At 42.8% G+C, this 24,948-nt stretch carries 27 protein-coding genes; 26 read left to right on the forward strand and 1 reads right to left on the reverse strand.

Translation table 11 applies throughout. From position 1 onward, the window contains the following. The first annotated feature begins 56 nt into the window (after positions 1-56). The 16 genes from MHI58_RS07895 (at position 57) to spoVM (ending at position 14,868) form a co-directional block, all read left to right on the forward strand. Positions 57-932, forward strand: coding sequence for a YicC/YloC family endoribonuclease (locus MHI58_RS07895; protein WP_007499682.1), 876 nt, complete (start codon positions 57-59; stop codon positions 930-932). A 76-nt stretch (positions 933-1,008) separates the two neighbouring features. Further along, the gene (gene remA / locus MHI58_RS07900) at positions 1,009-1,278 is read left to right on the forward strand and encodes an extracellular matrix/biofilm regulator RemA (protein ID WP_008344898.1); all 270 of its coding nucleotides are present in this window, start codon (positions 1,009-1,011) and stop codon (positions 1,276-1,278) included. A 9-nt stretch (positions 1,279-1,287) separates the two neighbouring features. Then, the gene (gmk, locus tag MHI58_RS07905) at positions 1,288-1,902 is read left to right on the forward strand and encodes a guanylate kinase (RefSeq protein ID WP_007499680.1); all 615 of its coding nucleotides are present in this window, start codon (positions 1,288-1,290) and stop codon (positions 1,900-1,902) included. Positions 1,903-1,905: 3 nt separating this feature from the next. Beyond that, positions 1,906-2,109 (forward strand): DNA-directed RNA polymerase subunit omega, encoded by a 204-nt coding sequence (gene rpoZ, locus MHI58_RS07910; RefSeq protein ID WP_008344896.1) that lies wholly within the window; start codon positions 1,906-1,908, stop codon positions 2,107-2,109. Positions 2,110-2,224: 115 nt separating this feature from the next. Further along, positions 2,225-3,442 carry a bifunctional phosphopantothenoylcysteine decarboxylase/phosphopantothenate--cysteine ligase CoaBC gene (coaBC, locus tag MHI58_RS07915; protein WP_041507323.1) on the forward strand — a complete coding sequence of 406 codons (1,218 nt, stop codon included), beginning with the start codon at positions 2,225-2,227 and terminating at the stop codon, positions 3,440-3,442. After that, the gene (priA, locus tag MHI58_RS07920; RefSeq protein ID WP_045034252.1) at positions 3,439-5,847 is read left to right on the forward strand and encodes a primosomal protein N'; all 2,409 of its coding nucleotides are present in this window, start codon (positions 3,439-3,441) and stop codon (positions 5,845-5,847) included. The genes coaBC and priA overlap by 4 nt, the downstream gene beginning before the upstream one ends. A gap of 15 nt (positions 5,848-5,862) precedes the next feature. Continuing rightward, positions 5,863-6,345: a peptide deformylase gene (def, locus tag MHI58_RS07925; protein WP_008344891.1), complete on the forward strand. Its 483-nt coding sequence runs from the start codon at positions 5,863-5,865 to the stop codon at positions 6,343-6,345. A 5-nt stretch (positions 6,346-6,350) separates the two neighbouring features. After that, entirely contained in the window at positions 6,351-7,304 is a 954-nt protein-coding gene (gene fmt / locus MHI58_RS07930) for a methionyl-tRNA formyltransferase (protein ID WP_017359336.1), read from the forward strand. Beyond that, the gene (gene rsmB, locus MHI58_RS07935; RefSeq protein ID WP_024720336.1) at positions 7,291-8,634 is read left to right on the forward strand and encodes a 16S rRNA (cytosine(967)-C(5))-methyltransferase RsmB; all 1,344 of its coding nucleotides are present in this window, start codon (positions 7,291-7,293) and stop codon (positions 8,632-8,634) included. Before fmt ends, rsmB begins: the two co-directional genes overlap by 14 nt. A 3-nt stretch (positions 8,635-8,637) precedes the next feature. Beyond that, positions 8,638-9,726, forward strand: a complete 1,089-nt coding sequence (gene rlmN, locus MHI58_RS07940) for a 23S rRNA (adenine(2503)-C(2))-methyltransferase RlmN (RefSeq protein WP_024720337.1) — start codon at positions 8,638-8,640, stop codon at positions 9,724-9,726. A gap of 3 nt (positions 9,727-9,729) precedes the next feature. Next, complete coding sequence (locus MHI58_RS07945) at positions 9,730-10,500, forward strand: Stp1/IreP family PP2C-type Ser/Thr phosphatase (protein ID WP_034647887.1); 771 nt, start codon at positions 9,730-9,732, stop codon at positions 10,498-10,500. Then, on the forward strand, positions 10,494-12,449 hold the full coding sequence (gene pknB, locus MHI58_RS07950) for a Stk1 family PASTA domain-containing Ser/Thr kinase (RefSeq protein ID WP_041090547.1): 1,956 nt from the start codon (positions 10,494-10,496) through the stop codon (positions 12,447-12,449). The genes MHI58_RS07945 and pknB overlap by 7 nt, the downstream gene beginning before the upstream one ends. Before the next feature lie 12 nt (positions 12,450-12,461). Continuing rightward, positions 12,462-13,358, forward strand: a complete 897-nt coding sequence (rsgA, locus tag MHI58_RS07955) for a ribosome small subunit-dependent GTPase A (RefSeq protein ID WP_041090545.1) — start codon at positions 12,462-12,464, stop codon at positions 13,356-13,358. A gap of 3 nt (positions 13,359-13,361) precedes the next feature. Then, complete coding sequence (gene rpe, locus MHI58_RS07960; RefSeq protein WP_017367226.1) at positions 13,362-14,012, forward strand: ribulose-phosphate 3-epimerase; 651 nt, start codon at positions 13,362-13,364, stop codon at positions 14,010-14,012. A gap of 59 nt (positions 14,013-14,071) precedes the next feature. Beyond that, on the forward strand, positions 14,072-14,716 hold the full coding sequence (locus tag MHI58_RS07965) for a thiamine diphosphokinase (RefSeq protein WP_041507317.1): 645 nt from the start codon (positions 14,072-14,074) through the stop codon (positions 14,714-14,716). Positions 14,717-14,787: 71 nt separating this feature from the next. Next, a complete protein-coding gene (gene spoVM / locus MHI58_RS07970; protein ID WP_008354550.1) occupies positions 14,788-14,868 on the forward strand; it encodes a stage V sporulation protein SpoVM in 81 nt (26 codons plus the stop codon). Between the two features lie 69 nt (positions 14,869-14,937). Here the strand turns inward: spoVM and rpmB are convergent, their stop codons facing one another. Next, positions 14,938-15,126 carry a 50S ribosomal protein L28 gene (rpmB, locus tag MHI58_RS07975; protein ID WP_003212514.1) on the reverse strand — a complete coding sequence of 63 codons (189 nt, stop codon included), beginning with the start codon at positions 15,124-15,126 and terminating at the stop codon, positions 14,938-14,940. A 271-nt stretch (positions 15,127-15,397) separates the two neighbouring features. On the opposite strand from rpmB, the gene MHI58_RS07980 reads away from it, so the two are divergent. The 10 genes from MHI58_RS07980 to acpP all read left to right on the forward strand — a co-directional run bounded on the left by MHI58_RS07980 (position 15,398) and on the right by acpP (position 24,921). Then, positions 15,398-15,760 (forward strand): Asp23/Gls24 family envelope stress response protein, encoded by a 363-nt coding sequence (locus MHI58_RS07980; protein ID WP_008344871.1) that lies wholly within the window; start codon positions 15,398-15,400, stop codon positions 15,758-15,760. Positions 15,761-15,775: 15 nt separating this feature from the next. Next, positions 15,776-17,449, forward strand: a complete 1,674-nt coding sequence (locus MHI58_RS07985; protein ID WP_024720341.1) for a DAK2 domain-containing protein — start codon at positions 15,776-15,778, stop codon at positions 17,447-17,449. A 149-nt stretch (positions 17,450-17,598) separates the two neighbouring features. Next, a complete protein-coding gene (gene sdaAB / locus MHI58_RS07990) occupies positions 17,599-18,261 on the forward strand; it encodes an L-serine ammonia-lyase, iron-sulfur-dependent subunit beta (RefSeq protein WP_017367229.1) in 663 nt (220 codons plus the stop codon). A gap of 20 nt (positions 18,262-18,281) precedes the next feature. After that, a complete protein-coding gene (sdaAA, locus tag MHI58_RS07995; RefSeq protein WP_024720342.1) occupies positions 18,282-19,184 on the forward strand; it encodes an L-serine ammonia-lyase, iron-sulfur-dependent, subunit alpha in 903 nt (300 codons plus the stop codon). Beyond that, positions 19,162-21,210 (forward strand): ATP-dependent DNA helicase RecG, encoded by a 2,049-nt coding sequence (recG, locus tag MHI58_RS08000; RefSeq protein WP_045034253.1) that lies wholly within the window; start codon positions 19,162-19,164, stop codon positions 21,208-21,210. The genes sdaAA and recG overlap by 23 nt, the downstream gene beginning before the upstream one ends. 112 nt (positions 21,211-21,322) lie before the next feature. Continuing rightward, positions 21,323-21,889: a transcription factor FapR gene (fapR, locus tag MHI58_RS08005; protein ID WP_017359102.1), complete on the forward strand. Its 567-nt coding sequence runs from the start codon at positions 21,323-21,325 to the stop codon at positions 21,887-21,889. 15 nt (positions 21,890-21,904) lie between these two features. Next, positions 21,905-22,903 carry a phosphate acyltransferase PlsX gene (gene plsX, locus MHI58_RS08010; RefSeq protein WP_017359101.1) on the forward strand — a complete coding sequence of 333 codons (999 nt, stop codon included), beginning with the start codon at positions 21,905-21,907 and terminating at the stop codon, positions 22,901-22,903. 15 nt (positions 22,904-22,918) lie between these two features. After that, a complete protein-coding gene (gene fabD, locus MHI58_RS08015; protein ID WP_045034254.1) occupies positions 22,919-23,863 on the forward strand; it encodes an ACP S-malonyltransferase in 945 nt (314 codons plus the stop codon). Next, positions 23,863-24,606 (forward strand): 3-oxoacyl-[acyl-carrier-protein] reductase, encoded by a 744-nt coding sequence (gene fabG / locus MHI58_RS08020; protein ID WP_045034255.1) that lies wholly within the window; start codon positions 23,863-23,865, stop codon positions 24,604-24,606. The genes fabD and fabG overlap by 1 nt, the downstream gene beginning before the upstream one ends. 81 nt (positions 24,607-24,687) lie before the next feature. After that, positions 24,688-24,921, forward strand: coding sequence for an acyl carrier protein (gene acpP / locus MHI58_RS08025; protein ID WP_003212028.1), 234 nt, complete (start codon positions 24,688-24,690; stop codon positions 24,919-24,921). The last annotated feature ends 27 nt before the right edge of the window (positions 24,922-24,948 follow it).

Raw genomic sequence — 24,948 nt, forward strand, 5'->3', positions numbered from 1 at the left:
AGTGTCTGCTATTACCTTTTTCATTTTATTAATATGAAAGAATTGGGTGTTTTCACATGATACGCAGTATGACGGGATTCGGCCAAGCGAGTAAAACGGATGGAGAACTGACAGTGTCAGTTGAGCTAAAATCGGTCAATCACCGTTTTAAAGAGGTTCATGCCCGTTTGCCGAGGCCGCTTTTATATTTCGAAGATACATTAAAAAAAATCATTCTTCGTCACGTGCAGCGCGGTCGAATTGAGCTGTTTGTTACGATTGAAGGCGGTAAACTTGCAAGCCGGTCTTTACAGATTGACTGGCCGCTGCTTGATGAATATATGAAAGCCGCAAAAGACCTTGAGGACCGCTATCATATTTCAGGTATTCAGCATGCACATGACTTACTGAAGCTGGAACAGGCTGTTCAGGTGGAAGAGTCAGTCAGCCGAAATGAGCAGCTGGAGCATTTGCTGATAGACACTTGTGAAGAAGCTGTCAAGGAGCTTTGCTTCATGAGAGAGCAGGAGGGAACATCGCTTCAAAAAGACTGTGAACTCAGGCTGTCAGAACTCGAGGCATTTACAGAAGAAATCAAAGTGTTTGCACCAGAGGTTGTGAGTCAGTACAAAGAACGATTGAATCAAAGATTACAAGAATGGATCGGAGAGGCGCTTGAAGAGAGCAGGCTGACCACAGAGGCGGCCATCTTTGCTGATCGCTGTGACATTACAGAAGAGATTACCAGGCTGAAAAGTCATTTTCAGCAGTTCCAGCAAATTTTGACGCAAGGCGGCGCTGCCGGACGAAAACTTGACTTTCTTGTACAGGAGCTCAACCGTGAAGTGAACACGATTGGATCAAAAGCAAACCATCACCATTTAACAAAGCTGGTGGTTGAAATGAAAAGCGCTATTGAAAAAATAAAAGAACAAGTGCAAAATATAGAATAGTCATTGTGTATGCTGTTTACAGTGCGTCTCTTTCGGCGAGACTAGAGACGTTTATATTACAGGGGGACGAAAGAAGATGACCATAAAGTTGATCAATATCGGATTTGGAAACATCATTTCAGCGAATCGGATGATTTCGATCGTCAGTCCGGAATCAGCACCGATTAAACGAATGATACAAGACGCAAGAGATCGAGGCATGCTCATTGATGCGACATACGGAAGAAGAACCCGTGCTGTTGTCATTATGGACAGTGACCATGTCATCTTATCTGCCGTTCAGCCTGAGACTGTCGCGCAAAGACTTTCTGTAAAAGAAGAAATCATAGATGAAGGGCAGGGGTAATACGCCATTATGAAAGAAAGAGGACTTTTAATCGTTCTCTCTGGACCTTCGGGAGTTGGAAAAGGAACGGTCAGACAAGCCATTTTCTCCCAGGAAGATACGAAATTTGAATACTCTATTTCTGTGACAACCCGCAAACCGCGTGAAGGTGAAAGAAATGGTGTTGATTATTTCTTTAAAACCAGGGAAGAATTTGAACATATGATTGAAAACAAAAAGCTGTTAGAATGGGCAGAATATGTCGGGAATTACTACGGCACGCCTGTTGACTATGTAGAACAAACATTGAGCGAAGGAAAAGATGTTTTCCTTGAAATCGAAGTGCAAGGTGCACTTCAAGTAAGAGAAGCATTCCCGGAAGGTCTCTTTATTTTCCTTGCACCGCCAAGTCTTTCAGAACTTCAAAACCGCATTATTACACGCGGGACAGAATCTGAGGATCTCATCCGTAACCGAATGGCTGCTGCAAAAGAAGAAATTGAAATGATGGATGCTTATGACTATGTCGTTGAAAACGACGATGTCGAGCTTGCATGTGAAAGAATTAAAGCGATCGTCCTTGCAGAGCACCTGCGAAGAGACAGAGTCGCACCAAGATATAAAAAAATGCTGGGGGTAGAATAAACCATGTTAGATCCTTCAATTGACTCATTGATGAACAAACTTGACTCAAAATATACACTTGTCACAGTGTCTGCACGCCGTGCACGTGAAATGCAAATCCATCAAGATCAACAAATCGAAAACACAAAATCCTATAAATTTGTAGGGAAAGCTCTTGAGGAAATCGATGCTGGTCTTTTGACATTTGAAAAAGAAGAGCAAGAATAACATCGCTTCTGCTATGCAGATACGATACGTTCAAAAAAGTCAAAACTATGATTGGTTTTGACTTTTTTGAATTGTAGACGAATTTGTGAAAAAGGCCGTTAAGGGGGACAAACAAATGTTACAGTCAAAAAATATTTTACTCGGCGTCAGCGGAGGAATCGCCGTATATAAAGCAGCTGCACTCACTAGTAAACTTGTACAGGCAGGCGCAAACGTAAGAGTGATTATGACAGAATCTGCCCGTGAGTTTGTGTCTCCGCTCACCTTTCAAGCCCTATCTCGGCATGAGGTGTATGTGGATACATTTAAAGAAAATAATCCAAAAGTCATAGCGCATATTGATGTAGCTGACTGGGCCGATCTCATTCTTGTTGCCCCTGCAACAGCACATACCATTGGTAAAATGGCCGCAGGACTTGCTGATGATATGCTCACAACGACCTTGCTTGCTTCAACAGCTCCTGTATGGGTTGCACCGGCTATGAATGTGCACATGTATGACCATCCAGCTGTCAAACGGAACATCCGCACTTTATATGAAGACGGCTACCGGTTTATAGAGCCAAGTGAAGGCTATTTAGCATGCGGCTACATTGGAAAAGGACGCTTAGAGGAGCCTGAAAAAATTGTTGAACACATCCGTGCGTTTTTTGATGAGCCAACCAGCTTGCCGCTTTCAGGTAAAAAAGTCGTGGTCACAGCCGGCCCTACACGAGAAGTGATCGACCCTGTTCGTTTCCTTTCAAATCGATCTTCTGGGAAAATGGGCTATGCCATTGCAGAAGCTGCCGAGCAAATGGGGGCTGATGTCACGCTCATTTCAGGACCTGTTTCGTTAACTGCGCCTGAGCATGTGAATGTGGTGCAAGTGGAATCGGCTGAGGAGATGTATCAAGCAGCGTTAGAGGTGTACGAGAAAGCAGATATAGTGATTAAATCAGCAGCCGTTGCCGATTATACGCCTGTCACGACGTATTCTCATAAAATGAAAAAACAAGACGGTGAACTAGCGGTTGAATTTAAGCGGACGAAAGATATTTTAAAAGAGCTTGGGAAAAGAAAAGAACATCAGGTGCTAGTCGGCTTTGCAGCTGAGACGCAGGATGTTGAATACTATGCGAAAAAGAAAATCGAATCCAAGCATTTAGATATGATTGTCGCGAACAATGTTGCAGCAGAGGGCGCAGGCTTTGGCACAGATACAAATGTCGCAGCATTGATCAAAGCAGACGGTACAAAAAAAGAGCTGCCAATGATGAGCAAAAAAGACCTTGCCTTTCAAATCTTACAGGAGGCAAAGCAGCTGCTGCCAAAAGAGCGTGATCGAGCATGATTGCTGAAGTGATCGTCGATGTCACAACGAAAGCCATTGACAGGCCATTTGACTATCGTGTGCCAGACCGCTTTAAAGGCCTTGTCAGGGCTGGTATGAGGGTAGTGGTTCCCTTTGGCCCAAGGAAAATTCAAGGGTTTGTGACAAAAATCAAAGAAGAAACAGACGTACAGTCAGGAAATATCAAGGACATTGTCGATTTATTTGATTTATCTCCTGTTCTGACAGATGAGCTATTGGAGCTTTCCCACTGGCTGACGGAAAAAACATTGTCCTATCATATTACGGCGCTTCAATCGATGCTTCCGGCTGCGATGAAAGCCAAATATGAAAAAGAAATTCAGGTGTTATCAGCTGAGGAACTTCCGCAGTCATTGAAAGAGCTTTTCGGTCAGCAAGAGAGCATCCTTTACGCTGACATTCCGCCTGAACAGCTGAAGCCTATTCAAAAGCATGTCCAAAAAGGCCATCTAGAAGTCAGATATCACGTCTCACAAAAATCCGGAAAGAAAAAGGTGCGGACACTTCAGGTAGCAGTTACGAAAGAAAAACTTGAAGAAAAACAGAAGCAGTTAAAGAAAAATGCGGTGAAACAGAAGGCGTTGCTTGCCTTTTTACTTCAAGCGAATGAAACGACGTTTTTAGCAAAAGATTTGCAGCAGCAAACAGGCGCTAGTTCTCAAACGATAAAAGCCTTGATTCAAGAAGGCCTGTTAACAGAAAGCTATGAAGAGATTTATCGAGATCCTTATCGGGATAGGGAGTTTACACCATCTACTCCTCTTGATCTCACAACAGAGCAAGCAGAAGCGGCAAAACCCATTCATCAAGCAGTGAGCGATGAAAAACATGAAACGTTTTTACTGCACGGGGTCACAGGAAGCGGTAAAACCGAAATTTATTTACAGACGATTGATCATGTCCTCCAAAAGGGAAAAGAAGCGATCGTCCTAGTTCCTGAAATTTCATTAACGCCTCAAATGGTCCAGCGTTTTAAAGAGCGCTTCGGGTCCAATGTGGCTGTCCTTCATAGCGGCTTATCGACTGGGGAAAAATACGATGAATGGCGGAAAATCCACCGCAAGGAAGTCAAACTTGTCGTTGGCGCAAGATCAGCTGTTTTTGCCCCGTTTGAAAATCTAGGAATGATCATTATAGATGAAGAACACGAATCGTCATATAAACAAGAAGAAATGCCTCGGTATCATGCGAAAGATGTGGCCATTGAACGAGCAGGGCGGCACCAATGTCCGGTTGTATTAGGCAGTGCAACGCCTTCACTTGAGTCATATGCGCGTGCGAAAAAGGGTGTGTATACACTGCTGACGCTTAAACGGCGCGTCAATCAGCAGCAGCTGCCGCACGTTTCGTTAATTGATATGAGAGAAGAATTAAGAAACGGCAACCGCTCCATGTTCTCAGAAGAATTAATGCTCAGGTTAAAAGAAGTACTTGAAAGGAAAGAGCAGGCAGTTTTATTTCTCAATAAAAGAGGTTATTCATCCTTTGTGATGTGCCGTGATTGCGGATATGTGGAACAATGTCCTCATTGTGAGATCTCTCTCACTTATCACCGCTTTCAAAAACGGCTGAAGTGCCATTATTGCGGTCACGAAGCTTCTGTACCTACAGAATGTCCAGAATGCCATAGTGAGCATATTCGCTATTTTGGTACAGGCACGCAGCGTGTGGAAGAAGAGCTGACGAAGGTATTGCCAGAAGCGAGGGTCATCCGAATGGATGTAGATACAACTTCTCGGAAAGGTGCGCACGAAAAGCTTCTCACGTCCTTTGGTCATAAAGAAGCGGATATTCTGCTTGGGACGCAAATGATTGCAAAAGGATTAGACTTCCCAGATGTTACACTTGTCGGTGTCCTTAGTGCGGATACGTCTCTTCACATCCCTGATTTTCGTTCAAGTGAAAAAACGTTTCAGCTTCTTACACAAGTAAGCGGACGTGCGGGACGTCATGAAAAAGCGGGGTCAGTCATTATTCAATCATATACACCTTCGCATTATAGTATTGAATTAACCAAACAGCATGATTATGAAGCCTTTTATGAGCAGGAGATGTTGCACCGTCGTCATCAGTCCTATCCGCCATTTTATTTTTTGGCGATGGTGACTGTATCACATGAAGAAGTGACGAAGGCAGCGCATGTCACAGACAAAATTGTTCAGTTCCTGAAAATGAATTGTGCACCGAATACAAGAATTCTCGGTCCTGCTGCTTCTCCGATCGCTAAGATCAAAGATAGATATCGATATCAATGCGTGATAAAATACAAAAGGGAAAATGAACTGGCAAGTTTATTACGAAAAATACAAGATCATTATCAAAAAGAAATGGAACAAAAACAGTTGATGATATCAATCGATATGAATCCATATATGATGATGTAAAACGGAGGTCTTTTCGTGGCAATCAAACCGATAGTCTTACATCCTGCAGACGTACTTGAACAACAAACAGAGCTTGTTGATACATTCGATAAAAAACTGAAAAAACTGCTGGATGATATGTATGATACAATGCTTGAACTAGATGGAGTCGGCCTAGCCGCACCACAAATCGGCATCTCAAAAAGAATCGCCGTGGTCGATATCGGAGAAGATTCTGGGAGGATTGACTTAGTAAATCCTGAGATTCTTGATGTGGAAGGGAGCCAGACAGACATTGAAGGCTGCCTGAGCTTTCCATCTTTGTACGGAACGGTTGAAAGACCAAATTATGTAAAGGTGAAAGCCTTTGATAAGAAAGGCAAACCATTTACAATAGAAGCAGAAGGATTTTTAGCAAGAGCTTTATTGCATGAAATTGATCACTTAGACGGTGTATTATTCACGTCGAAGATCATTCAAACGTATACAGAAAAAGAACTTGCGGAAATGGAAGGGTGAAGAAAATGGCACGTATCGTATTTATGGGAACCCCTGATTTCTCAGTACCTGTGCTGCAAACACTTATAACAGAAGGATACGAAGTGGTCGGGGTCGTCACACAGCCAGATCGCCCGAAAGGCAGAAAACGAGTGCTCACGCCGCCTCCTGTAAAAGTAGAAGCCTTAAAACACGGCATTCCAGTTTTACAGCCTGAAAAGGTACGTCTTGATGAAGAAATTGATAAAGTGCTTGCGTTAAAGCCAGATTTGATCGTAACAGCAGCGTTCGGACAAATCTTGCCAAAAAGATTACTTGATGAACCTGAATTTGGCTGTATCAACGTTCATGCCTCACTGCTGCCAGAACTAAGAGGCGGTGCACCGATCCATTATGCGATCCTGCAAGGCAAAAAGAAAACAGGCGTGACGATCATGTATATGGTAGAAAAGCTTGATGCAGGTGACATGATTAGCAAAGTAGAAGTAGAAATTGATGAATTAGACAACGTCGGAACACTGCACGATAAATTAAGTGTGGCTGGTGCGGCCTTATTAAAAGACACAGTTCCAAATGTGTTAAGCAGGTCTATCTCGCCAATTCCGCAAAATGAAGAGGCAGCAACGTATGCACCAAATATTAAGCGAGAGCAGGAAAGGTTAGACTGGACCAAGCCAGGAGAAGAGCTTTACAACCAAGTTCGCGGCTTAAATCCATGGCCAGTTGCCTATACTGAATGGAACGGTGCTAACTTAAAAGTATGGGAAGCGAAAAAAGTTCCGCTTCAAGCACCAGAAGAACCTGGGAAAGTGATTGAGCTTCAAAAAGAAGGACCAGTCGTTGGAACAGGAAATCAGCAAGGCCTTTTATTAACGAGTGTACAGCCCGCTGGAAAGAAAAAAATGAGCGGTGAAGACTTCTTAAGAGGCGCAAATATCGAAATTGGACAGAAATTAGGGCTAATCAATGAAGAAAAGTAATGTGAGAGAAGTAGCGCTAGACGCTTTAATCAAACTCGAACAAAATCAAGCCTACAGTAACTTGCTTTTGCAGTCAGTGATGAAAGAGAAAGAACTCTCCGATCAAGACAAACCGCTATTAACAGAACTTGTATACGGTACACTGCAAAACAAGCTGGCACTTGATTATATGCTCACACCCTTTGTGAAAAAACCGCAAAAAGTGGCTCCTTGGGTGATGCAGCTTTTGCGGATGTCTCTTTATCAGATGGTTTATCTTGAAAAAATTCCAGATCGTGCAGCCATCCATGAAGCAGTGGAACTCACGAAAAAGCGCGGACATAAAGGTATTTCTTCACTAGTCAACGGTGTTCTTCGTTCTGTGCAAAGAGAAGGCGTGCCATCATTTGATGCGATCAAAGATCCGGTAAAAAGGCTCTCAATAGAGACAAGCCATCCATTGTGGCTCGTACAAGAATGGGTGGAGGCGTACGGTTTTGAAGCAGCAGAAAGCATGTGCCGTATTCATTTAGTCCCGCCAAAGCAGACATTGCGTGTCAATCAAATGAAAAAAACCCGCACTGCACTGCAGCAAGAACTCATGGATGCAGGAATTGAGACAGAGCTCGGCGACCTCTCTGAGGATGCACTCAAACTCATGAAAGGATCTATCGTATCCACTCCTTTCTTTCAAGAGGGCTTTGTCACGATCCAAGATGAAAGCTCCATGCTTGTCGCAAGAGCGCTGGACCCTCAGCCGGGAGAAATGGTGCTTGATGCCTGTGCCGCTCCTGGTGGTAAATCAACACATATCGCAGAGCGAATGAACGATGAGGGGAACATAGTGTCTCTTGATTTACATGAGCACAAAGTAAAACTGATCAAACAGGCGGCAAAGCGTCTGAACTTAACGCATATTGAGGCAAAAGCGCTTGATGCAAGAAAAGCATCCGACCATTATGATGATGCTTCGTTTGACCGTATTCTCATTGATGCACCATGTTCAGGTTTTGGCGTCATCAGACGAAAACCAGATATGAAATATACAAAGTCCTCGGAAGACTCAGCAAGACTTGCGACAATTCAGCAATCGATCTTGCATGAAACAGCCCAGTTGCTAAAGCCAGGCGGAACCCTTGTATACAGTACATGTACAATGGATCCAACAGAAAATCAACAAGTGATTCATGCGTTTTTACAAGAACACCAAGACTTCGAACCCGATCTATCTCTTAATGAACGGCTGCCTGAGCAGGTTGCTCCGTTTGTTCAAAACGGAAGTGTACAAATTCTTCCTCATTATTTCGGAACAGATGGTTTCTTTATTTGCAGCATGAGAAAGAAGGGATAAAAAATGACAGAACAAAAACAAAAAGTAAGAAAAGAACTGAAAACAGACATGCCGTCGATCTACTCGTTTGAGCTAAATGAAATCAAAGACTGGTTAAAGGAACAAGGCGAAAAGCCTTTCCGTGCAACACAAATTTTTGAGTGGCTTTATGAAAAACGCGTCACATCCTTTGATGAAATGTCTAACCTATCAAAGGAATTAAGAGAAAAATTAAAAGATCAATTCGCCATCACGACTTTAAAAACAGTGATCAAACAAACTTCTCAAGATGGAACGATCAAGTTTTTATTTGAATTACACGATGGCTATACCATTGAAACCGTACTAATGCGCCACGAATACGGCAACTCTGTCTGCGTCACAACACAGGTAGGCTGCCGGATTGGTTGTACATTCTGTGCATCTACACTTGGTGGTTTGAAACGTAACCTTGAGGCGGGAGAAATAGTGGCCCAAGTATTGAAAGTACAACAGGCGCTTGATGAAACAGATGAACGCGTCAGCTCAGTTGTCATCATGGGAATTGGCGAACCGTTTGATAACTTTGATGAAATGCTTGCATTCCTTAAAATCATTAACCATGATAACGGCTTAAATATTGGAGCACGTCATATTACGGTTTCGACGAGCGGGATCATTCCAAAGATTTATCAATTTGCGGATGAGCAAATGCAAATCAACTTTGCTGTCTCCCTGCACGCACCAAATACTGAAATTCGAAGCCGCCTCATGCCAATCAATAAGGCATACAAGCTGCCAAAATTAATGGAAGCTATCGAATACTACATTCAAAAAACAGGCAGACGCGTGAGCTTTGAATACGGTCTGTTTGGCGGAGTCAATGATCAAGTTCATCACGCAGAAGAACTTGCTGATTTATTAAAAGGAATCAAATGCCATGTAAACCTCATCCCGGTGAACTATGTACCAGAAAGAGATTACGTGAGAACACCAAGAGAACAAATCTTCCTATTTGAAAAAACGCTGAAAGAACGAGGCGTAAACGTAACGATTAGACGAGAGCAAGGCCATGATATTGATGCTGCTTGCGGTCAGCTAAGAGCGAAGGAGCGTCAGGAAGAGACGAGGTGACGAATGTTGATAAGGGCAGCCTTTCAAACCGATACAGGAAAAGTCCGTCAGCATAATGAAGATGATGCAGGTATTTTTGAAGCAAAAGAAGACACACTTCTAGCTGTTGTAGCAGATGGAATGGGAGGTCATCTTGCTGGTGATGTAGCCAGCAAGATGGCAGTTTCTTCTTTAAAAGAATACTGGCAGGAAACATCTTCAATTCCAAATAAACCAGCCGATCAAGAAAATTGGTTAATCTCAAAAATTAGCGACATTAATGACCAAGTATACGAACATGCGAAAAACAATGAGGAATGCCAAGGAATGGGGACGACCATCGTTTGTGCGCTCGTGCATTTGCAAACGGTCACAATTGCCCATATTGGTGACAGCCGCTGCTATTTGCTAAGAGAAGGTGCGCTGACCCAATTAACAGATGATCACTCACTAGTGAATGAGTTAGTGAAAACAGGAGAGATTTCAAAAGCGGATGCAGAATATCATCCAAGAAAAAATGTGCTGACCAAAGCGTTAGGAACAGATAAACACGTTCAAATTGATGCACGAACTTTTGAAGTGGATCCAGGAGATCAAATTTTGCTTTGCTCAGACGGATTATCGAATAAAGTAGAAGAAGAACATTTGATTCAGATTTTATCGCAAACAACCGCACCAGATGAAAAAGTAACAGAGTTAGTTCAAACAGCGAATGACAACGGCGGTGAAGATAACATTACAGCAGTACTGTTAGAAATCTCCTCCCAAACAGAGGAGGGTGACAGCAAGTGTTGATCGGAAAAAGGATCAGCGGCCGTTATCAAATTCTTCGCGCCATAGGCGGAGGCGGAATGGCCAACGTTTATTTGGCGGAGGATATGATTTTAGATCGCGAAGTGGCGATTAAAATTTTACGGTTTGACTTTGCAAGCGATGATGATTTTATTAGACGGTTCCGGAGAGAAGCGCAATCAGCAGCCAGCTTAGATCATCCGAATATTGTCAGTATCTACGATGTAGGGGAAGAAGATGACATTTATTATATTGTCATGGAATATGTCGAGGGGATGACGCTGAAAGAATACATACACGCCAATGGACCGCTTCATCCAAAAGAAGCCGTTCGCATTATGGAGCAAGTCGTTGCGGCGATGGAAGAAGCCCATGCGAAACAGCTCGTCCATCGAGACATTAAGCCTCACAATATATTAATAGACAACTTGGGAAATATCAAAGTCACTGATTTTGGCATTGCCATGGCACTTAGCTCAGCGACCATTACCCATACGAATTCTGTTCTTGGTTCTGTGCATTATTTGTCCCCAGAGCAAGCGCGCGGCGGTCTTGCAACGAAAAAGTCAGACATTTATTCACTGGGTATTGTTCTTTATGAGCTGATTTCAGGACGCATGCCATTTGAAGGAGAATCCGCTGTCAGTGTCGCACTGAAGCATTTGCAATCAGAGCCGCCATCTGTGAGAAGGTGGAATCCTTCTGTACCACAAAGCGTGGAGAACATCATTTTAAAATCGATGGCCAAAGATCCATTCTATCGATACGAAGATGCATCTGAAATGCAAAAAGACTTAAAAACGGCTTTTGACCCTGCAAGACTAAAAGAAAAGCGCTTTGTCATTGAAGAAGATCATGAAGCAACAAAAGCCATTCCTATTATAAAAGATCATCAAGTCGATCAAGACAATGAAAAAACAGCCGTCCACCCGGTTCAAAAACCAAAGAAAAAAGAGAAACAAAAGCCGAAGAAAAAACGGAAAAAATGGCCGTGGATTGTAGCGTCGATCTTATTTGTTTTGACGGCTGCGACCATTTTAGCGATCACGGTCTTCCCAGGATTACTCTTTCCAAAGGATGTAGAGGTAACCGATGTTTCTGGCATGACGGTTGAAAAAGCGGAAGACACCTTGAAGAAAGCCGGATTTACCGTCGCTTCTGAACCCATTGATATTGCCGACGAGAAGATTGAAAAAGGGCTGGTTGTCAAAACAGACCCGAAAATCGGAACGAAGGTAAAAGAAGGGACAGAAATTCAGCTTTATCAAAGTACAGGTAAAGAAAAAACCGAATTACCTGATGTAACAGGTGAAAAGGTCGAGAAAGCAAAAGAACTATTAGAGAAAAAAGGGTTTAAACAGGTTGTTGTGGAGGAAGTGAATGATAATGACACAGAATCAGGCATTGTCATGGAACAGAAACCTTCCGCGAATACAGAACTTGTCGCAGCAGATGAAGAAGTCACATTGACCGTCAGTATAGGCCCTGCCGATATTACCTTACGGGATTTAACGACGTATAGTAAACAGGCCGCATCAAATTATCTAGAGGATAATGGACTAAAGCTAGATGAAAAAGAAGCATATTCTGACGATGTGCCAAAAGGTGAGGTCATGAAGCAGGAACCAGGAGCGGGGACTGCTGTTAAACCTGGTGATACGGTTAAAATTACGTTCTCTCTTGGCCCAAAAGAGAAACCGGCTAAAACGGTGACTGAAAAGATTGCGATCCCCTATGAACCAGAAACAGAAGGACAAGAAATGAATGTTCAAATATCCATTGACGATGCAGAACATAGCATTTCTGATTTATATGAAACCTTTAAAATCACTGCGCCCACTGAGCGAACGATTAAATTTAAGATAGAACCTGGTCAAAAAGGATACTATCAGGTGACAGTGGATGATAAAGTAGTAAGCTCCAAAACGATTGAATACCCTGATGATGAATAAAGGAGGGACTTTATGCCTGAGGGCAAAATTATTAAAGCATTAAGCGGATTTTATTATGTGCTGGATGAGTCTCTAGAAAGCGGCAAAGTAATTCAGTGCAGAGCAAGAGGGATTTTTCGTAAAAACAAAATAACCCCTCTTGTTGGAGATTATGTCGTCTATCAAGCAGATAACGATAAGGAAGGCTATTTGCTGGAAGTAAAAGAGCGGACCAATGAGCTGATTCGGCCGCCTATTAGCAACGTTGATCAAGCGGTGCTCGTTTTCTCAGCAGCAGAGCCGACCTTTAGTACATCGCTGTTAGACAGATTCCTAGTGCTTGTTGAAGAGAGCCAGATTGAACCGATAATCTGCATCACAAAAATGGACTTGCTGAAAACAGAGCAAGAGCGAGAAACGATTCAAGCCTATGCAGAAGACTATCGCCAAATTGGATACGACGTTCATTTAACATCGACGATCGAAGGGGATGGAATTGAAAAGCTGACCCCGTATTTCCATCACAAGATTACTGTATTTGCAGGTCAATCGGGTGTAGGGAAGTCTTCCCTCTTAAATGCGATGAGTCCTGATTTAGCACTGAAAACAAATGATATTTCCTCCCATCTTGGCAGGGGGAAACATACAACAAGACATGTGGAACTCATTCGAACGGCTGAAGGGCTCATTGCCGATACACCAGGATTTAGCTCGCTTGAATTTACAGGTATCGAAGCGGAAGATTTAGGGCTCTATTTCTTAGAAATCAGAGAGAAGAGTGCAGAATGTAAATTCAGGGGCTGTTTGCACGTAAAAGAGCCTGGATGTGCGGTAAAAGAGGCAGTAGAACACGATCGCATCAGAGAGTATCGCTATCAGCATTATTTAGAGTTTTTAACTGAAATTAAAGACAGAAAGCCGAGGTACTAAATCATGGTTTATATTGCCCCATCCATTTTATCAGCCGATTTTGCCAATCTGGAGAAAGATATCCGTGATGTGGAACAAGGTGGAGCGGATTATATTCATATTGATGTGATGGACGGTCATTTTGTACCGAATATGACATTTGGACCAAATGTAGTGGAGGCGATCAGGCCGCATACAAAGCTGCCGCTCGATGTTCACTTAATGATTGAGCAGCCAGACCAGTATATCCCTGCATTTGCAAAAGCGGGCGCTGATATTATTTCTGTTCATGTTGAGGCGTGTCCACACTTACATCGCACGATTCAGCATATAAAAGAACAAGGTGTCAAAGCAGGGGTTGTTTTAAACCCGCACACACCCGTTTCTCAAATTGCGCATGTATTAGAGGATGTTGACCTCGTCTTATTCATGACGGTGAACCCTGGTTTTGGCGGACAGGCGTTTATTCCTTCTGTTCTCTCAAAGGTAAAAGAAGTAAAGACACTTAGTGAACAAAAAGGCTTAACTGATTTACTCATTGAAATAGATGGCGGTGTCAATGTAGAGACAGCAAAGAGCTGCAAAGAAGCAGGCGCTAATCTACTTGTTGCCGGCTCAGCGGTATATGGGAAAGATGACCGCGCGGCGGCCATTCAGGCCATTCGAGAAGCATAAGAAAAAGAACCAAAGTCATTGTGATCTTTGGTTCTTTTTCAATGGAGAGGAGCGTAATCATGCACATACATATCGTAGCTGGCGGTCCTTTTGCGTACATCCCGCCGCTTGATCATGAAGCATCTGAGGAGGACATTCTCTGGGTCGGCGTAGATCGGGGAACCCTTTTCTTACTAGAGCACGGCATTGTACCTGACAGAGCATTTGGTGATTTTGATAGTGTGACAGAAGAAGAGCTTCATGAACTGAAAAAGAAATTGCCTGCACTCAATCTATTTCAGGCAGAGAAAGATGAAACGGATTTAGAACTTGCGCTGAACTGGTCTTTGCGTCAGAATCCAGCACATATTCAAATTTACGGCACTACAGGCGGAAGAGCAGATCATTTTCTTGGGAATATCCATCTCCTTTACAAAGGCATTCAGCACAAACAGAGCATGACCCTTGTAGATAAACAAAATATCATTCAAATGTTTGGACCTGGTACATACGAAATCAAACAAGACTCGGATAAAAAATATGTGTCGTTTTTGCCCTTCGGTACATCGGTTGAAAAGCTGACATTAAAAGGTTTCAAATATCCTCTGAAAAATTGTCATATTGAGCCTGGTTCCACACTATGTATTAGTAACGAACTCATCCACTCAAATGGTACTTTTTCTTTTCATGAAGGCATATTAATAATGGTAAGAAGCAAAGATTGACCAACCTATCAATGTGGATGGCTGATTAAGCTCAATTGTGCTGCAAGCGGTACTTTTAGGAGGGGGACAAAATGAAATTTTATACAATCAAACTGCCTAGATTTCTTGGCGGCATTGTCCGTGCGATGCTTGGTTCATTTAAGAAAGATTAATGAGTAATCTCCTTTATTTCCACATAAAAACGCCTGCTACAGTTAAATGTAGCAGGCGTTTACTCTTGCTTATACACGCTCAACTTTACCAGATTTCAAAGCTCGAGCTGATACATATACTCTTTTAGGCTTACCGTCCACTAGAATACGAACTTTTTGAAGGTTCGCGCCCCATGTACGTTTTGTAGAGTTCATTGCGTGAGAACGGTTGTTCCCAGCTTTTGTTTTTCTGCCTGTAATAACGCATTTACGTGCCATTTGTTTCCCTCCTAACTGCGAAAACATCATCATATTCTTCATATACGTACTTAGAGATGCCTCAAGATACTTTAATAATTTACCACAGCTTCAAGGGGTTTGCAAGGATTGTTTGCTCCTCTTTCAAGAAAAATACCTTGACATCTTGATAAAAAATCAAGGCTATAGTATAAGTAGGATTGGGTCGGATTGAATGATTTCTTTTAAAAAGAAGGGTCTTATAGTAAAATAGTGATAACTCAGGGCAATTTCTCAAAAAGGGGGAACCAATGTGTCCATTGAACTTAGAACGAAATACGGACAAATTGATATATCAAATGAAGTCATTGCAATGGTGGCAGGAGGCGCTGCGATCGATTGCTATGGTATTGTTGGCATGGCGTCCAAAAATCAAATAAAGGACGGCTTGACGGATATTCTCCGCAAAGAGAACTTCAGCCGGGGTGTTCTTGTGCGTCAAAAAGAAGATCGCATTCATATTGATATGTACATCATCGTCAGCTACGGTACAAAAATATCAGAAGTCGCACATAATGTTCAAACGAAAGTCAAATATACGATTCATCACACGATTGGACTTTCAGTTGACTCAGTCAACATTTATGTACAAGGAGTAAAAGTTACGAACCCGTAGTAAGGAGGAAATATATTGTCTATTAGAAATCTGGGTGGCCGCTCATTTGCAAAAATGATTCTTGCAGGTGCTCACCATCTTTCTCAAAACGCACAAATTGTTGATGCGTTAAATGTTTTTCCAGTGCCAGACGGAGACACGGGGACAAATATGAATTTGTCAATGACTTCAGGGGCAAAAGCAGTTGAAGAAACAAATACCGATCACATTGGTAAGGTCGGGGTGGCTCTGTCGAAAGGGCTGTTAATGGGGGCAAGAGGAAACTCAGGTGTGATCCTGTCTCAGCTCTTCAGAGGTTTCAGCAAAAATATAGAACAAAAAGAAACAATTGACGCAAAAGAATTTGCGCTTGCCTTGCAGGCTGGTGTTGATACAGCATATAAAGCCGTCATGAAACCGATTGAAGGAACCATCTTAACGGTTGCAAAAGACGCAGCAAAGAAAGCGGTTGCTGTTTCAGCAACAGAAGACCAAATCGATCGTGTGCTTGAATTAACGATTGAGGAAGCAAGAGCATCACTTGACCGCACACCAGATCTCCTTCCTGTTTTAAAAGAAGTCGGCGTTGTAGATAGCGGCGGTAAAGGACTTCTTTGTGTATATGAAGGTTTCCTTGCTTCATTAAGAGGAGAAGAGCTTCCTCCTAAAACGGCCTCTTTGCCAACATTAAAAGAATTAGTGAGTGCAGAGCATCATAAAAGTGCACAAAGCCATATGAACACAGAAGATATTGAATTTGGCTATTGTACAGAATTTATGGTGAAATTTGAAGAAGACAAACAGTCCTTTGACGAAAATGCCTTCAGAGAAGAATTAAGCGAATTCGGAGATTCACTTCTTGTGGTATCTGATGATACGCTTGCAAAAGTTCATATTCATGCAGAGCAGCCAGGAGATGTCTTATCATATGCACAGCGCTACGGCAGCTTGATTAATATGAAAATTGAAAACATGAGAGAGCAGCATAGCTCGATCGTCAATGAAGAAAAAGATCACTCGCCTGCTGCACCAAAAGCAACAGCTGCTGAAAAACAGCGTTTTGGAGTAGTGAGTGTCGCAATGGGAGAAGGGATTGCTGACTTGTTTAAAAGTATCGGAGCATCCGTCGTCATTGAAGGCGGACAGACAATGAATCCGAGCACAGAAGACATTGTCAAAGCAATTGATAGCATTCATGCCGAAACCGTCTTTATCTTACCTAATAATTCTAATATTGTCATGGCAGCTAAACAGGCGGCAACTGTCTCAAGTCGTGAGGTCGTTGTTATTCCGACAAAGACCGTTCCTCAAGGAATGTCGGCACTTCTTTCTCTAAATGAAACAGCTTCAAATGAAGACAATGAAGCAGCGATGTTAGAAGCGATTGATCATGTGAAAAGCGGCCAAATTACCTTTGCAGTGAGAGATACTCAAATTGATGGGATCGACATTGCCAAAGGCGATTATATGGGCCTATACAATGGAAAAATCACCTTAACAGCTAAAAATCAATTAGATGCAGCAAAAGAGCTTTTGACCCAAATGGTGACAGAAGATGATGAGATTGTCACAATCATCAAAGGGGAAGATGCATCATCTGATGAGATGGAAGCTTTAGAAGCATATATTGAAGAAACATTTGAAGATGTAGAAGTTGAAGTCCACGATGGAAAACAGCCGCTTTATTCATATATTTTGGCTGTTGAATAAAGAAAGAAGGGCACATGAAGCCCTTCTTCTTCTTTTGCATTTTTTTACTATGTGTTCATCGGTGAAATGAGTTGCGGGAATCGAATGAATCCATTAGTCTAAAGGGAGTAACAAACCAATCTGTGATTGGTGATGAGAGGGGAAGACCTATGAAATTTAGAAGTGTGTTTGATATTATTGGACCCGTCATGATTGGTCCATCAAGTTCGCACACGGCGGGTGCGGCTCGTATTGGAAGAGTGGCTCGCAGCTTGTTCGGAAGAGAACCGAAACGAATTACTGTATCGTTTTATGGCTCTTTTAAAGATACGTATAAAGGACACGGGACAGATGTAGCCATTATCGGCGGTGTTCTTGACTTTGATACATTTGATGAACGAATTAAAACAGCGATCGATATTGCAAAAAGCAAAGAAATCGACATTGAGTTTAAAGAAGAAGATGCGGTGCCAGCGCATCCGAATACAGCAAAAGTAGAAATTTCAGATGCGAATGGAAGCCTTGAATTAATCGGGATTTCCATTGGCGGAGGTAAAATTGAAATCACAGAATTAAATGGCTTTGAACTGAGACTCTCAGGGAATCACCCGGCCATTCTTGTGGTTCATAACGACCGTTACGGGACGATTGCAGCAGTTGCCAATGTGTTAGCGAAATTCGCCATCAACATTGGTCATATGGAAGTGGCACGTAAAGAGGTCGGGCAAGAAGCACTCATGACGATTGAAGTGGATCAGAATATTGATCCAGCGGTTTTAACAGAGCTTGAGACGCTGCCAAACATTATTCAAGTCACACAAATTGCAGAGTAACAACAAGGAGGTTATGTATGATGTTTAAAAACGTCAAAGAACTCGTGCAGCTAACAGAAGAACGGAATACCTCCATTTCAGAAATTATGATTACTCAAGAAATGGAAGTGACAGGGAAGTCACGTGAAGACATTTTCTCGCAGATGTACCGCAACCTAGAAGTGATGGAACAGGCCGTTGAAAACGGACTGAAAGGTGTGAAATCATTATCTGGTTTAACAGGCGGGGATGCGGTGAAACTTCAAGCATATATCGCATCAGGCAAAACATTGTCTGGTCATACCATTTTAGATGCTGTCAGTAAGGCAGTGGCAACAAATGAAGTGAACGCAGCAATGGGAACGATCTGTGCAACGCCTACAGCTGGCTCAGCAGGTGTTGTGCCAGGAACGCTCTTTGCAGTGAAAGAAACATTAAAGCCAACAAAGGAACAAATGGTCAGATTCCTATTTACATCTGGTGCATTTGGTTTTGTTGTCGCCAATAACGCAAGTATCTCTGGTGCAGCAGGCGGCTGTCAGGCAGAAGTAGGATCTGCATCAGGTATGGCAGCAGCAGCCATTGTAGAAATGGCAGGCGGTACGCCGCAGCAATCCGCTGAAGCCATGGCCATCACCCTAAAAAATATGCTAGGTCTTGTTTGCGATCCAGTCGCAGGACTTGTGGAAGTGCCATGTGTGAAACGAAACGCAATGGGCGCTTCTAATGCGATGATTGCAGCAGATATGGCACTTGCCGGCATTACAAGCCGCATCCCTTGTGATGAAGTCATTGATGCGATGTACAAAATTGGTCAAACGATGCCAACCGCTCTTCGTGAGACTGCACAAGGCGGACTTGCTGCAACACCGACAGCAAGAGAGCTTGAAAAGAAGATTTTCGGAGGTGTGACCTCATCTCGTGATACAGAAATTGCAAGATAAGATCTCTGCCTTGAAAGGGATTGGAGAAGAAACAGAAAAAACCCTAAATGAACTTGGAATCTACACAGTAGCCGATTTACTCGGCTACTTTCCTTATCGATATGACGACTATGAGCTTCGCAACTTAGAAGAAGTCAGGCATGACGAACGTGTCACAGTTGAAGGAAAAGTGCACAGTGAGCCCGTTCTCACCTATTATGGAAAAAAACGAAGCAGGCTGACATTCAGGCTGCTTGTCGGTCGTTTTTTGATTACAGCCATATGCTTCAATCGACCTTATTTAAAACGAAGTCTTGTTTTAGGCGATACGGTATCCGTCACAGGGAAATGGGATAAAAACCGGCAATCCATTATGGTTCAGGAATTTAAAAAAGGAACACACGAACAAGATGGCAGTATAGAACCTGTTTATTCAGTCAAAGAAAATGTAACCGTGAAGATGATGAGACGATTTGTGAAACAAGCGTTGTCACTCTATGTAGACCATGCAGAAGATCCACTGCCAAAGCAGCTTGTAGCTGCTTATAAACTCATGTCTTATCAAGAAGCACTAAAAACCATTCATCTCCCTGAAACGAGAGACTCGCTCAAGCAAGCAAGACGACGCTTCGTGTACGAGGAATTTCTCATCTTTCAGCTGAAGATGCAGGCGATCAGAAAAAAAGAAAGAGAAAAAACATCAGGCATCCAGCATCCGTTCTCAAAAGAGGCGGTCTTTGAGTTTGTTCATAGCCTGCCGTTCCCGCTGACAAAAGCACAATCAAGAGTGCTGGATGAAATTATGTCAGATATGGCATCCCCGTACCGGATGAACCGGCTTCTTCAAGGGGATGTTGGATCGGGGAAAACAGCTGTAGCGGCAATTGCCCTTTATGCCGCCCATTTATCCGGCTTTCAAGGTGCGCTGATGGTGCCAACTGAAATTTTGGCTGAACAGCATGCCGATTCACTGTATCAGCTATTTGAAAAATGGGGGCTAAATATTGCTCTTTTGACGAGTTCAGTGAAAGGAAAGCGCCGCAGAGAACTGCTTGAACGTCTGAAAGAGGGAGAAATTGATATTTTAGTCGGCACGCATGCCCTTATCCAGGACGAAGTGGAATTTCAGCAGCTTGGTCTTGTTATTACAGATGAACAGCACAGGTTCGGCGTGGAACAGCGGAAAAAACTGCGAAGCAAAGGGCAGGACCCAGATGTTTTGTTTATGACCGCAACGCCGATTCCAAGAACGCTTGCCATCACAGTATTTGGAGAAATGGACGTCTCTGTCATTGATGAGCTGCCAGCTGGCCGAAAGCAGATTGAAACGTATTGGGTGAAGCATGACATGCTTGAGCGGATTCTTGCTTTTGTTGATAAAGAGCTGAGAAAAGGCAGACAAGCGTATATTATTTGTCCACTTATAGAAGAATCAGACAAACTGGATGTCCAAAATGCGATTGATGTTCACAGCATGCTGACAGAGGCGTATCGCGGAAAATGGTCGATCGGCTTAATGCACGGGAAACTTGCAAGTGATGAAAAAGATCAAGTGATGAGAGATTTCACTTCCAATGAAGTGCAAATCCTTGTGTCAACGACAGTTGTTGAAGTTGGAGTCAACGTGCCAAATGCGACCATCATGGTCATTTATGATGCGGATCGTTTTGGACTGTCACAGCTTCATCAGTTAAGAGGCCGGGTCGGACGCGGAGAGCATCAATCTTTTTGTATTTTAATGGCGGACCCTAAATCAGAGACCGGTAAAGAGCGCATGCGGATCATGTCTGAAACAACGGATGGCTTTGAACTGTCTGAAAAGGACTTAGAACTAAGAGGCCCTGGCGACTTCTTTGGCAAAAAACAAAGCGGAATGCCTGAATTTAAAGTGGCAGATATGGTTCATGACTATAGAGCGCTTGAAACCGCTAGAAAAGATGCGGCAGAGCTCGTGCAGTCTGAAGCCTTTTGGACAGACCCTGAATACAAAGAACTTAGGCAAACACTTGTAGACAGCGGTGTGCTAGGCGGAGATAAATTGAGCTGATCAAGTGCTGGAGGAATTTTCTTGTCTTTTTGAAACAAGGATTGATTTATCATCTATGAGATTATATACTACTATTAGTACCTAGTCATAAATGTACGGATGGTGTCTGCATATGAAACTAAATAAAAAAGAACGACAAAAGCTTCTCCAGCAAACGATCAGCTCGACTCCGTTCATTACTGATGAAGAATTGGCAAGTAAGTTCGGTGTAAGCATTCAAACAGTTCGTCTTGACCGTTTGGAGCTGTCAATCCCTGAATTACGCGAACGAATTAAGCACGTGGCCGAAAAGACATTAGAGGATGAAGTGAAGTCTCTTCCGCTGGATGAAGTTATTGGAGAAATGATTGATGTAGAGCTTGATGATCAAGCGATTTCCATTTTTGAAGTAAGAAAAGAGCATGTATTCAGCCGTAACCAAATTGCCAGGGGACATCATCTTTTTGCCCAGGCAAATTCGCTGGCAGTAGCCGTCATCGACGATGAACTGGCTTTGACAGCAAAAGCAAATATTAAGTTTACAAGGCAGGTCAAACAAGGCGAAAGAGTCGTCTCAAAAGCCAAAGTTGCCTCACATGATAAAGAAAAAGGCAGAACCGTAGTTGAAGTAAACAGCTATGTAGGTGAGGAAGTTGTCTTCTCAGGCGATTTCGTCATGTATCGCTCAAAACAAAAGTAAAAGGTGGCACATAACATGAGAATTGCAGTCGATGCAATGGGGGGAGATCATGCCCCTAAAGCCATTATTGACGGTGTGCAAAAAAGCTTAGAAGCATTTTCAGATATCGAGATTACACTAGTCGGCGATGAAAGCAAGATCAAATCATACATAACAAATCATGAACGCATCACGATCTTAGATGCAAAAGAAGTCATTGAACCAACGGATGAACCAGTGCGTGCAGTGAGACGTAAAAAGGATTCTTCTATGGTGAAAATGGCGCAGGAAGTTTCAGAAGGAAGAGCAGATGCCTGTATTTCAGCTGGAAATACTGGGGCACTCATGACAGCAGGCCTGTTTATCGTAGGCAGAATTGATGGCATTGACAGACCAGCACTTGCTCCGACGTTGCCAACACTTGATGGCAGCGGGTTCTTATTATTGGATGTCGGCGCAAACGTTGATGCAAAGCCAGAGCATCTTGTGCAATATGCCATGATGGGATCTATTTATGCAGAGCATGTCTTCCCGAAGAGCAATCCACGCGTTGGACTTTTAAATGTCGGGACAGAAGATAAAAAAGGCAACGATTTAACGAAAAAAACCTTTGAATTATTAAAAGCATCAGATTTGAATTTCGTAGGAAATGTAGAATCGCGTGATTTATTAGAGGGTGTAGCTGATGTCGTTGTCACAGATGGTTTCACGGGGAATATCGCCCTTAAAACGATCGAAGGCACAGCCCTTTCTGTTTTTAAAATGCTGAAAGAAACCTTAACATCCAGTTTCACAGCTAAAATAGCAGCAGGTATGATGAAGCCAAAATTAATGCAGATGAAATCTAAAATGGATTACTCCGAATATGGTGGTGCCGCATTATTTGGTTTAAAAGCGCCCGTTATTAAAGCGCATGGTTCCTCTGATGAAAATGCGATTTTTCATGCCATTCGTCAGGCGCGTGACATCGTTAAAAAAGACGTTTCAGCTATCATTCATCAAGAAGTTCAAAAAGAAGACACGAATGAGTCGTAATGGAGGTAGAGCAGCATGAGTAAAATTGCTTTTTTATTCCCAGGCCAAGGCTCTCAAAAAATTGGCATGGGAAAAGATTTATTTGACCAAGAAGCAGCATCTAAAGCTGTGTTTGAAGAAGCAGATCAGACCCTTGGTTTTGATTTATCTTCAATGATTTTTGAAGGAGATGCAGAAGAACTGACGCTGACATATAATGCACAGCCAGCTCTTTTAACGACAAGCATCGCGATCTTAAAGAAGTTTGAAGAGAGCGGAATCAAAGCAGATTATGCAGCAGGGCACAGCCTGGGTGAATATACAGCCCTTGTTGCAGCGGGAGCTCTTTCGTTTAAAGATGCCGTTTACGCAGTGAGAAAGCGCGGCGAATTAATGAATGAAGCCGTTCCAGCAGGAGAAGGCGCAATGGCGGCGATTCTTGGCTTAGACCAAGCAGCGCTTGTAGAAGTGACAAAAGAAGTGACAGAAAGCGGTCATCTTGTAGAACTTGCGAACTTAAACTGTCCGGGCCAAATCGTCATCTCTGGTACAGCAAAAGGTGTGGAACTTGCATCAGAGAAAGCGAAAGAAAAGGGCGCAAAACGTGCAATTCCACTTGAAGTGAGTGGACCTTTCCATTCTGCATTAATGAAACCAGCAGCTGAAAAATTCACAGATGTATTATCTAAATTAGACATTTCTGATGCCGCGACGCCAGTGATTTCAAACGTAACAGCAGACATCGTGACATCACGTAATGAAATTGAAACGAAGCTGATTGAACAATTGTATTCTCCTGTTCGATTTGAAGAAAGTGTAGAACGCCTGATTGACTTAGGCGTGACAACATTTATTGAAATTGGTCCTGGTAAAGTGCTCTCAGGTCTTGTGAAAAAAGTCAATCGCCGCCTGACGACCATTTCCGTATCAGATCAAGCAACAATTGAAGCAGCCATTCAAACACTCAAGGGGGATTCTTGATGCTTATAAATAAAACAGCCGTTGTCACAGGTGCATCTCGCGGTATTGGTCGTTCGATTGCGATCGATTTGGCGAAAAAAGGTGCCAATGTTGTGGTGAACTATTCAGGCAACGAAGCAAAAGCAAATGAAGTCGTAGATGAGATCAAAGCACTTGGCCAGCAGGCTTTTGCTGTCAAAGCGGATGTGTCAAATGCAGAAGAAGTACAGGCATTAATGAAACAAGCCGTTGATACATTTGGTTCAATCGACATTCTTGTGAATAATGCTGGAATTACAAAGGACAACCTGCTCATGAGAATGAAAGAAAATGAATGGGATGATGTCATTAACATAAACTTAAAAGGTGTCTTCAACTGTACAAAAGCTGTGACACGTCAAATGATGAAACAGCGCAGCGGAAGAATCATCAATGTAGCATCTGTTGTCGGCGTTTGCGGAAACCCTGGACAAGCAAACTACGTTGCAGCAAAAGCTGGTGTGATCGGTTTAACGAAAACAACAGCGAAAGAGCTGGCAAGTCGTCATATTACAGTCAATGCCGTAGCACCAGGCTTTATTTCTACTGATATGACTGACAAGCTTGATGAGAATGTTCAAACAGAAATGCTGAAGCAAATCCCGCTCGCACGCTTTGGTGCGCCTGAAGATATAAGCAACGTTGTTGTCTTTTTAGCTTCAGAAGGAGCAGGTTATATTACAGGCCAAACCATCCAAGTAGATGGCGGAATGGTTATGTCCTAAGAAATATCAAAATTTCGTTACGTTTTCTCTAGTTTTTTAAAAACGAATCAACTATAATACTTTGAGGGGAGGTGAAAGGCAATGGCAGACGTATTAGAGCGTGTATCAAAAATTATTGTAGACCGCCTTGGCGTTGATGAGGCTGACGTGAAAATGGAAGCTTCATTTAAAGAAGATTTAGGCGCTGATTCCCTTGATGTAGTTGAGCTAGTTATGGAACTTGAAGATGAGTTCGATATGGAAATTTCTGACGAAGATGCTGAAAAAATTGCAACAGTCGGTGACGCTGTGAACTACATAAATAGCCAGCAATAAGCGTAACAAAGTCCCGTCTATTTTCAT

The sequence above is a fragment of the Bacillus sp. FSL K6-2869 genome (assembly GCF_040869405.1).
GTDB classification, from domain to species: Bacteria; Bacillota; Bacilli; order Bacillales; family Bacillaceae; genus Bacillus; species Bacillus altitudinis.